We start from the raw sequence: 9,608 nt of genomic DNA, 5'->3' as shown, positions 1-9,608 counted from the left end.
GACGAAGACGACAACAAGAAAGCAGTATCCAACCTCTGGAGGCGTCGGTGAAAGAGGATGGGTACAGAGTCCCTAGAGGGGCGCAATCCCTGCCGTGACGCTGTTTTTCTTGACGCGAGCACGGCGGCGGGGAGAAGTGAGACGACCATCCCCTTCTTTTAACCCTCCGGTAGCGTTAAGATATAGCTGTTCACCCCGACACAATCATGACTTTCGGGAGATACATATAGTGTTTGAAGATTTCTCCGGTGCCGATTCGGCACGGCGTCACCTCGACGCGCAGATAGCGGCAGCCGAGGCGAAGCTCCAGCGTGCCAAAGAACTCGAAACGAAGGTGCAGAACCTCAAGGGACGCGCCTCCAGCCGTCGCGGCGAAGTCAGCGTCACGGTCGACAGCTCGGGAGGTCTGAGCGACCTCAAGCTCACCGACGCCGCCACAGCCTTGACGGCTTCGGACCTTGCCGGCCTCATCCTCGAGACCTTCCACAAGGCCCACCGCAAAGTCACCGAGAGCTACGTGGACATGGTCAACGACGAATTCGGCAAAGACTCGCCCACCGCCAGAGCCGCAGCGGACGAAGCGTGGGGACGCGTCACAACCGACGTCGACGACGAAGACGACAACAAGAAAGCAGTATCCAACCTCTGGAGGCGTCGGTGAAAGACGGAATGCAAGTAGATCCCTCCGCGCTAAGCGGGCATGCGGCAAAGATAGCGGAAATCAGCACAAGCGTGGGCGGCTCGACCTCCGCCCTGACATCCACGAGTCTGACGGGGCAGGCCTTCGGCGATCTGTGCTCGTTCCTCGTTTCGCCTTTTGAGTCGGCGAAAAAAGAGGCGGACGCGGTCATCACGGCGTCGGCGGCCGCCATCGATTTGACAGTGTCCGACCTGCGCACGACGGCAAGTTCCTACGAGACCGCGGATTCGGAATCCACGCGCGACTTCCGCAAGCTGGGAGAGATCCTGGGAGGCACGAATGTCTAAAGATGCAAACAACGATTCCCCCACTCCGTTCTCAGGGCTGGGCCTCGTCCAGGAAGGGCAGGCACTGGCCGAGCGCATCGAGGGCCAATCCTGGGTCAGCCCTTCGCTCAACAGCCTGAGCCCCGGCGGAGGCTCCGGATCCTTCTCGATGAAGCCGGTCGAATTGCTTTCCTCGCTCGGCGCCTCGTGGCTTCTGGACCACCTGTCGCCGCTCAAAGACTGGCTCGACCAACTCGCCAGCGACCCGACGCAGACGGAGAACTTCGCCCAGGCGTGGAGCTCAGTGGCGGACTCGCTCCAGAGCAACGCCGACGACCTGCTGCGTTCCATCCACGCGGACGTCTCCCCCTTGGACGGAACGACGGTCTCGACTTACTCTGATCTTCAGAGCGACGTCGCAAAGCACGTCGACTTGGCGGGAACCTGCTCGCACGCACTGTCGACCGGACTCACCGTGGCTTCAAACCTCGTCGTGACGGTCCACAACACGATTAGCGAAGCCATCGGCGAGATCGTTTCCAGCGTGGTGGACCGTTCCGGAGAATTCGCGGTCTCACTTCAAGCGACAATGCCCAAGGTCATCACCGAGGTCTCGTCTCTCTCGCTTGAATGGGCGAACAAGATGCGTCGAAATCTTGACGATCTGCTCAATTCCACGCAAGAGCTCGCAAAAATGACGAAGGAGACCGAGGACCTCTTCAAGCGTCTGCACACCGCGATGGCAAGCGTAAACGGAGGGAACAACAACGACCCCAACTCGGATTCGTCGCCGCATTCCTCTGACCGCGTGACTATCGGCGAGTCTGCCGAGCAAGAGAACGCGCCCGCCGCCGAGGAGGCCAGCGCCTCCGAAGGCGCAGCGGAAAGCGGATCCGGAGGCCTCGGAGGAGGCAACAGCATGCGGGAAGGCATCGAGTCCGCAAGGCAGAGCCTAGGGAGCATCGACCGCGAGGCCGGACCCGACGCCGAAACGGACAGAGCCGCCCTCGATCCCGACGAAGACGGCGGCAGACCCTTCGTCCCCAAGGGGAAGCACAGTCTCTGACGTCGTTGGACGCGGCCGTTCGCCAATGAGTCGCGTCCAGCGGCGCCGGCGGAGCACCTGCCCGCAGGCGCTTCCCGGCCGCGCAGGCGCTTCGCCGGCTCGGCTGGAGCAGCGTCGGCGCCGTTGCCAGCCCACTTTTTCTAGAGGGCCTTTTCTAAGGGGCCGTTGCGCCGGAGCTATCATTCAGAGGAGCACGGAAGGAGAACCGCATGAGCGAAGAGGAACACGATCAAGACGGGCAAGGCCAGGGCGGGCAGGATCAAAGCAAACAGGAGTTCGGGAAGGCGGCGCACAATCGGATCGACTTCGTCGAGTTCCCCGCGCCGAACCGCGAGGCCCTGCGCCAAGCCCAGGAATTCTATACCCGCACCTTTGGATGGAGATACCAGAAATGGGGCGAGGACTACATCGACACCGCGGACAGCGGCGTCGGCAGCGGCCTTGCTTCCGACGAGCCGACGTCAGCGCCCCTCGCCGTCGTCTACGTCGTTGACCTGGAACACATGCGGGAGGAAGTCGAGCGAAACGGCGGCGTCATTGTTCGGGACATCTTCAGTTTCCCCGGGGGCAGGAGATTCCATTTCAAAGACCCCGCGGGAAACGAGCTGGCGGCTTGGTCGGAGTAGCCTTGACCGGAACAAGCGCCGACGGGCACGCAAGGGTCAGCCTAGGCCGGAGTGAGAAGGCTCGGCACAGGCCCGCCCGAAGGCCCAGGTCTCGGCTCGCCCGAAGGCGCCGGTCTGGCTGGCCCAAAAGTGCGGTCTGGGAGGGCTCAAAAGCGCCGTCTGGGCTGATCCGAGAGTTCGACGTAGGCGATTCTGGGCGCCGGGTTGGCGCGAGAGGACCGCAAACCACACGGGCGATGCCCCAAGGGCGGCGCGAGTTTGCCATTCGGTTCGAAAGGACAACGGCCGCCCAGTTCGGAAGGACAGCTGCCGTTCGGTTCAAATGGACAGCGGCCGTCCAGTTGGGGAGGGCCGCGCGACTCGTTAGGGAAAGCTCCACGCGAGGCCGAATGACGCTCGTCCGCATAGCGTGAAACGGCAGAAGATCGCGAATATGCACAATTTTTTAAATTATCTTGCATCTAGTTTTACCTATTGAAAACACCTAGCTTCCAGCCGTATATAGAACTACTATCGTGCCATAGCTAAACATTTTCAGAGGCTGAGAGTGAAAGGCTTCGCATGGATACACCGCATAAGCAGAGTCAGGACGGGGAGGGCGCGGTCGAGGCCCTCGTCGCACGTTTCGATCTGCTCCTGGGAAAGCTCGACTCGATATCTTCGAGCATGGCCCGCATTGAGAACGCCGTTGTGCCGGAGCCCCCTCTCGTCGGCGTCGGGCCGGCCAGGGCGCAGGACGACGCGGCATCCGACCGGGCGTCGCTTGAGGCGGCGCCCCACGAAACCACCGCGGCCTTCGAAGAGACGGAAGACCGCGCGGGTCCGAAGGAGGACCCGGGCAGGCCGGGCGACACGAGACGGCCCGACGGCGCAAGCCGACCGAGCGACGTCGACCGGGCGGGCGGCGGCGATCGGACGGGCGGCCGCACTTCCGCGGACGCTAAGATCGGCGAGCTTCCCTTCCCCGAATCGACGGCCTACGTGGCGGTCCCAACAAGCCATGCGAGACCGGACGCGATCACGGCTCGCTACGTCGTGGAGACTCCTCACGATCCGCACCTCGAAGGCTCCGCGGCGTCCGCCGCTTCTGCGGCATCGGCGTCAGCCGCATCCGACTCCGCCGTTTCCGCGGCGTCCGCCAACGAGAGCGGCGATTTCCCAGACAATGCGCCCAACGTTCAATTCGCGGGCGACGAGCCGATCGACCTTCAAGTCGCGGGCGACGAGCTGATCGATGCCGGCCAAACGGGCGAAGGCCACGTCGAGCCGGCCGAAGGCGAAGTCGCCGGGTGGGGCGTCGGCGGCCCATTCGACAAGTGGGCGAACTATCGCCACGAGACTGCGAACGAGGCGGCAGCGCCTCCTCTCGGGAACGAGGGGCAGACATTCGAAGCCCAGCCCGCCAGGCCAAACGAGAGGCCGACGTTCGAAGCCCAGCCGGCCAAACAATCCCTGTGGAAGCGGATCGGCGGGGAAAAGCAACTGGGCCGCTACCTTCTGTCCCTCGCGGCCTCGCTCCTCATCCTTATGGCGGCGGCGAGCCTCGTCGCCTTGTTGTGGAACGCGGTTCCGCACTACGTGAAGATTCTCATCATCGGCGTCGTCGCTGCGGCGCTCACCGGCGTCGGCACCCGGCTGTCCCTGCGCCCGGGAGGCAACAAGGTTGCCGCCGCGACGGTCATGGGAACGGGCGGCGGCCTCGGATTCGTGGCGATCATCGGCGGCGTGCTGCTTGGCGGCACGATCCCACCCGGGGCGGCCATACTTCTGCTGACCGCGTGGTCCGTGGTTCTCATTCTTCTAGCGGGCAAAGCGCGCACGTTCTTCGCTGCGCTCATCGTCGGTGCGGGCGGAATAGTGACGGTCATCCTGGCCAGGACATTCGCCTACGACAACCTCGCTCAGGCCCCGAAGGCCACTTGGGCGATCTTCCTCTACGTCGCAAGCCTCACGCTCGTATGCGGTTTCGTCGCGCGCAAAGAGGCCTCCTACAAGCTTCGTACCGCCTACGCGGCCATCGCCCTCGCCGTCACGGCGGCGGGGCTTGCAGCCACCCCCTACGTCGTCGCCGCGACCGTTTCGCCCGTCTCCTCCTCGGCCGCGCTTCTGGCCACGCTGGCTTGGACCCTGGGCGTGTACGCCATGGTCGCCCACTGGGCGATCGCCGCGTGGCCTGTGTACTCGGACGCGCTGTGCGGCGGGTGGTTCGCCGGCTGCCTCGCGGCCGTGCAAGTCTTCTCAGCCATGCGCAACGCGCCCCTTCCGATCGGCGCCGACGAGCCGTGGGCGCTCCTCGCCTTGCTCGGCGCCGTCCTCGCCGCAACCCTCGCCGTCTCCGTCCTTCCCCTGAACGCGCGATCGAGCGCGTACGCGGGCCTGAGCGCAAGCGCAACCGCGGTCACTTTGGGCGTCGTCGACCTTTTCAACGCCCGCTGGAGCTCGCCCGCAAGGGACGTGCACCCCGCTCTTCAGCTCATCGTGGTCGGGGCCGTGGCGCTGAGCGCCGTTCCCACCGTCAGACGCCGTTCCGCAGAGCACGCTGTGATCATGCCCGCGACTTTGCTTCTCTTCGAGATCCAGCAGCCCGGCGGGACGGCGCGCGAGGTCTTTTCGCTCCTCGCAGCTGCAATCACCGTAGGCGTCGTGCTCGTCGTCAGCCGCCGCGCCTCAAACCGCCCGGTCCTCATCGCCTCGAGCTGGGCGCTCGCAGTCGCCGTCGTCGGCGCCGTGCCCGTGCATCTGCTGCGCCTGGCGTCCGCCGCCGGATTGCAGGACGAATGGCGGCTGGTCCTCCACATTGCGCTGGTCAACCTGGCCGTCGCCCTTCTCATCTACGCGGGCCTGCCGACGAGCAAGTTCACGCCCACGGAGCTTCTCTGCGGAAAAGGCCGGGGCGAACGCCCGCCCTTCACTCGCGTGGTCATGATGCAGACCATCGACCGGGGCAATCCGAAGATCGTCGTCAAACCCACCACGGTGGTGCTCCTGGCTCCGGTGGGCATCTGCTTCGGCGTGCTCTGCTACGAGTGCCTCGCCGTCCTCCTCGTCCGCGACGCAGCGAGCCCTCCGGCGAAGGCCGCCTTCCTCGCCACGCTCCTGGCGTTGAACATGGCGCTGACCTGGATGGCGTGGCCCGCGGCGGAGAACGTCGCCGGGTCGGCCGTCGTCGCCGCGAACACGACCATCGGCGTCGTCGGCGGCTTCTTCCTCTTCGGCGGGGTTTCCGGCGGGTCCTCCGTCTTCGGGACGATCGCCTTCCTGACCGCGGGAACCGTGTGCGTGCTCATCGGCTTCATTGCGCGCGGCAAGGCCCTTCGAATCTACGGGCTCGGGCTGATCATGGTCATGGTCTTGCGATTCGCGATCGTGGACATGGCCGGCCAGAACTCGCTTGTGCGGATCGTCTCGCTCCTCCTGGCGGGCCTTGTGTGCTTCGGCCTTTCACTCGCCTACGCCCGCTTCAGCTCCATCTTCGACGGCGGCGACGAGGGCGACGGGAAAGCGGACGGCGGCAAGCAAGCGCACGGCGGCGATCAGTCCGGCGGCTCCGCGAACGCGTATGGCTACGGCCCGTCCGCCGACGCCGCGGCCCCTGCGCCTCGCTGACCGGAAGCCGGGGAAAGCTTGTCTGCAGCGTCGAGATCGGGTGAAGCGGCCGTTCCTGCGATTGCCGCTCACACCTGCGACTGCAGGAAGGCGCGCACATCCTCCGCGGCGACGGGCCGAGCATAGGATCCGCCGTCGTGTACGACAAGGCGCCCGACGCCGTCTTGGAAGACGAAGCGGATGGCGCCGGCTTTGCCCTTCTTGTCGTGCGCCATGGCCTCCATGATCCGATCGACCGACACTTCCTCGGGAATCTTCGTGGGAAGGCCTATCGCGCTCAGGAGCGCCTCGATCCTAGCCACGTCGGAGGGGCTGCAGTATCCCAGGCGCTCGCCGAGGCGGGACTGAAGGGCCAGGCCGATCGCCACGCACTCGCCGTGATTGAGGGTGTACCCGGCGGCGGTCTCCAGCGCCCGGCCGATCGTGTGGCCGAGGTTCAATCCCATGCGCCTGTTGCCCTCGTGGACGTCCGAGGTCACGAAATCCCGCTTGATCTCGCAGTTGCGCCTTGCTGTGAGCTCCGCCAGGGCGTCGTCGCGGACGAACTCGGCGGGGCTGAGCCCCCGTTCGACAAACGCGTCCTCGAGGGCCTCGAAGAAGCCCGCGTCGGCTATGCAGGCGTGCTTGACGGTCTCTCCGAGCCCCTCGCGAATCTGCCGATCGGACAGCGTGAGCCACCTGTCGAGGTCGATGAACACTGCGGCCGGCTGGTGGAATGCGCCGATGAGATTGGTGGCCGCTGGGGTGTCGACCGCCGTCTTTCCTCCGATCGCGGCGTCCGCCGCCCCCAACAGCGTCGTCGTCAGGCTGACGTAAGGGACCCCGCGAGTGAACGTCGCAGCCACGAAGCCGGCGAGGTCGGTGACGACGCCGCCCCCGAGGGCGACGATCACGGTGTCGCGCCCGAATCCTCTGGCGATGAGCTCGTCCTCGACGCGTTCCTTGACCTCGCGGGTTTTCGAGGCTTCCCCGGCGGGGAAGACGACGAGGTCCGCGGGCCTCGAGCCGAATGAGGAGAGCAAACTCTTGGCGGCCAGGGAGGCGACGTTCGAGTCGGTGATCACCGCCGCCCTCCGGTCGGGGTGCTTGTCCGCGAGGAATTCCGCCACGCTCCCCTCGAGGCCCCGTCCGACGACGACGGGATACGACTCATCGACCAAACGGACCAACTCAACGCGAAACTCCGTGTTCTCCATGAACACAAGTCTACGTCGGGCGTTTGCGCAGCAAGCCATTTCGGCCCCGCCCTTGCTTTTACGCCCGGCAGAGCCAAAAAGTGGCCCGTGACACTTGTCATCGGCAGTTCGTGACTGCCGATGGTTTCGCGGGGATTTCACCATCAGGAAAATAGAAGCATGAGTACGACATCATCGCCCGCGCGACGAACGTCGCGCGATCACGCTTCCGGCGTCGAACCCGCCCTCGTCGTCGAGGACGTTCACAAGTCTTTCGGCAAGGTCCACGCGGTCGACGGCGTGTCTTTCACCGTCGACCGCGGCGAGATCGTCGCGCTTCTTGGCCCCAACGGCGCGGGCAAGACCACGACGCTCGACATGGTCCTCGACCTCTCGCGGCCCGACTCCGGGTCGATCTCCGTTTTCGGCGGCAATCCGCGCAAAGCCATAGACAGCGGCAGGCTGTCGGCCCTTTTGCAAAGCGGCGGCCTCCTTCGCGAGTACACGGTCTACGAAATCGTCGCCATGGTCTCCGGGATGCTGACGGCAAGCCGCCCGATCGGGGAAATCTTGGAGCGCACGAATCTCACGGAAATCGCCAAACGCCAGATCGGCAAGTGCTCGGGGGGAGAACAACAGCGGGTGCGATTCGCCCTGGCCTTGCTTTCCAACCCCGAGTTCATCATCCTCGACGAGCCGACCGCCGGCATGGACGTCAACGCCCGCCGCCACTTTTGGGAGGCGATGCACGCCGAGGCCGAGGGCGGCACAACCATCATCTTCGCCACCCACTACCTTGCCGAGGCCGAGGCCTTCGCCCCCCGAACGATCATCATGAACAGGGGAAAGATCGTCGCCGACGGCGGCACCGCGCAGATACGCCACAATTTCGGAACGCAGCACATCAAGCTGACCTTCGACACGCAGGAGAACCTCTCCGCCGCGAGCGCACACATGGCCCGCCGCGCAACGGTGTCGCGGTCGGCCGACACCCTCTCCGTTTCCGGGCCGGACACAGTCGCCCTCGTACGGGAAATCATCGCATTCCCTGGAATCTCGTCCATTTCGATCACCGATCAGTCGCTCGAGGAAGCGTTCGAGCAGCTGACCGACGTCGGCGACGAAGCCGCCGTTTCCCCTAAGGAGTCTTGACATGTCAGCAAAGAAACCCAGCCAAGAGGCGAGTGCGGCCCGCCCGGAGACGAAAAGGACGGCGGGCCAGCCGATTCGAGCCGTCCGCCCTGCGCCGTCGCGCCGCCCTCTCCACGGCCTCTGGCCGCTCCTGCGATACCAGTTCCGACACACCGTCCTCTATCCGTCGAACCTGGGCTTCGCCCTTTTGCTGCCCGTCATCATGTACTTCATGTTCGGGGCCTTTCAGAGCTACTCCTCGATTTGGCGCGGACACAGCAACGTCTCGGCACAGGTCATGTTCTCCATGGGCGCCTACGGCGCGACGATGGCGGCGGCCAGCATAGCCGCCGGAGTCGGAATCGAGCGCGCGTCGGGGTGGAGCAGACAGCTGGCCCTCACCCCGACGACGTCCGCCACCTACCTCGCCAACAAGATCCTTTTGGCGCTGGCCTCGGCGCTCCTGTCCCTCCTCGGCTTGATGGCTGTGGGGTTCCTTTGCACCGCGAAGGCGGAAGGCCCGATGTGGGTCGCTGTTCCCGGCCTCATCCTCTTCGGCAGCCTCGTCACGGCGAACATGGGGCTTGCCCTCGGCTATCTTTTCCGATCCGACGCCGCATACGCGATCATCGGCGGCGGCAGCGCGATCTTCGCGTTCCTCGCGGGCGTGTGGATGCCGCTCGACAACATGCCCGAGTTCTTCCGCGACTTCGCCCCATACACGCCGATGTACGGCCTTTTCCATTTCAGTCAGTGGCCCCTCAAGGACAGTCCCTTCAACTGGGCGTGGATCGTGAACATCGCAGCGTGGACGGCGTTCTTCGCGGCCATCGCAATTCGCAGAATTCGCAAGGACACGGCGCGATAGGGACGGCAATCCGGCGCCTCTCCCGGCCGGGGGCGGCCCGGCGCCCTGCCCGTGCAGACGCACCCCTTCGACGCGCACAGCGACAATGATGCAGAGACAATCGCCCTCGGCGCCGCGGGCTCGGCGAAGCCCCGCGCCGAGGGCCTCGTTGCCAGAGGCGAGCCCCGACA

At 65.2% G+C, this 9,608-nt stretch carries 8 protein-coding genes; 7 read left to right on the top strand and 1 reads right to left on the bottom strand.

The window, feature by feature from the left end; all coding sequences use genetic code 11:
* The first annotated feature begins 229 nt into the window (after positions 1–229).
* The 5 genes from ACO48X_RS09575 to ACO48X_RS09555 all read left to right on the top strand — a co-directional run bounded on the left by ACO48X_RS09575 (position 230) and on the right by ACO48X_RS09555 (position 6,264).
* Complete coding sequence (locus ACO48X_RS09575) at positions 230–661, top strand: YbaB/EbfC family nucleoid-associated protein (RefSeq protein ID WP_485001862.1); 432 nt, start codon at positions 230–232, stop codon at positions 659–661.
* An 8-nt stretch (positions 662–669) separates the two neighbouring features.
* Positions 670–987, top strand: coding sequence for a type VII secretion target (locus ACO48X_RS09570; protein WP_485001860.1), 318 nt, complete (start codon positions 670–672; stop codon positions 985–987).
* Complete coding sequence (locus ACO48X_RS09565; protein WP_485001859.1) at positions 980–2,032, top strand: hypothetical protein; 1,053 nt, start codon at positions 980–982, stop codon at positions 2,030–2,032. The genes ACO48X_RS09570 and ACO48X_RS09565 overlap by 8 nt, the downstream gene beginning before the upstream one ends.
* Before the next feature lie 209 nt (positions 2,033–2,241).
* Positions 2,242–2,658 (top strand): VOC family protein, encoded by a 417-nt coding sequence (locus ACO48X_RS09560; protein ID WP_485001858.1) that lies wholly within the window; start codon positions 2,242–2,244, stop codon positions 2,656–2,658.
* A 561-nt stretch (positions 2,659–3,219) separates the two neighbouring features.
* Positions 3,220–6,264 (top strand): DUF2339 domain-containing protein, encoded by a 3,045-nt coding sequence (locus ACO48X_RS09555; protein WP_485001857.1) that lies wholly within the window; start codon positions 3,220–3,222, stop codon positions 6,262–6,264.
* 68 nt (positions 6,265–6,332) lie between these two features.
* Here ACO48X_RS09555 and aroB read toward each other — a convergent pair whose 3' ends face one another.
* The gene (gene aroB, locus ACO48X_RS09550) at positions 6,333–7,460 is read right to left on the bottom strand and encodes a 3-dehydroquinate synthase (RefSeq protein WP_485001856.1); all 1,128 of its coding nucleotides are present in this window, start codon (positions 7,458–7,460) and stop codon (positions 6,333–6,335) included.
* Positions 7,461–7,619: 159 nt separating this feature from the next.
* Here aroB and ACO48X_RS09545 point away from each other — a divergent pair, with 159 nt between their 5' ends.
* Positions 7,620–8,591, top strand: coding sequence for an ABC transporter ATP-binding protein (locus ACO48X_RS09545; RefSeq protein ID WP_485001855.1), 972 nt, complete (start codon positions 7,620–7,622; stop codon positions 8,589–8,591).
* A gap of 1 nt (position 8,592) precedes the next feature.
* Positions 8,593–9,438, top strand: a complete 846-nt coding sequence (locus tag ACO48X_RS09540; protein ID WP_485001854.1) for an ABC transporter permease — start codon at positions 8,593–8,595, stop codon at positions 9,436–9,438.
* Positions 9,439–9,608: the final 170 nt, after the last annotated feature.

The sequence above is a fragment of the Peptidiphaga sp. genome (assembly GCF_057238965.1).
The sequence above is the reverse complement of the archived record's forward strand: the minus strand, read 5'-3'. Positions and strand labels throughout refer to the sequence as shown.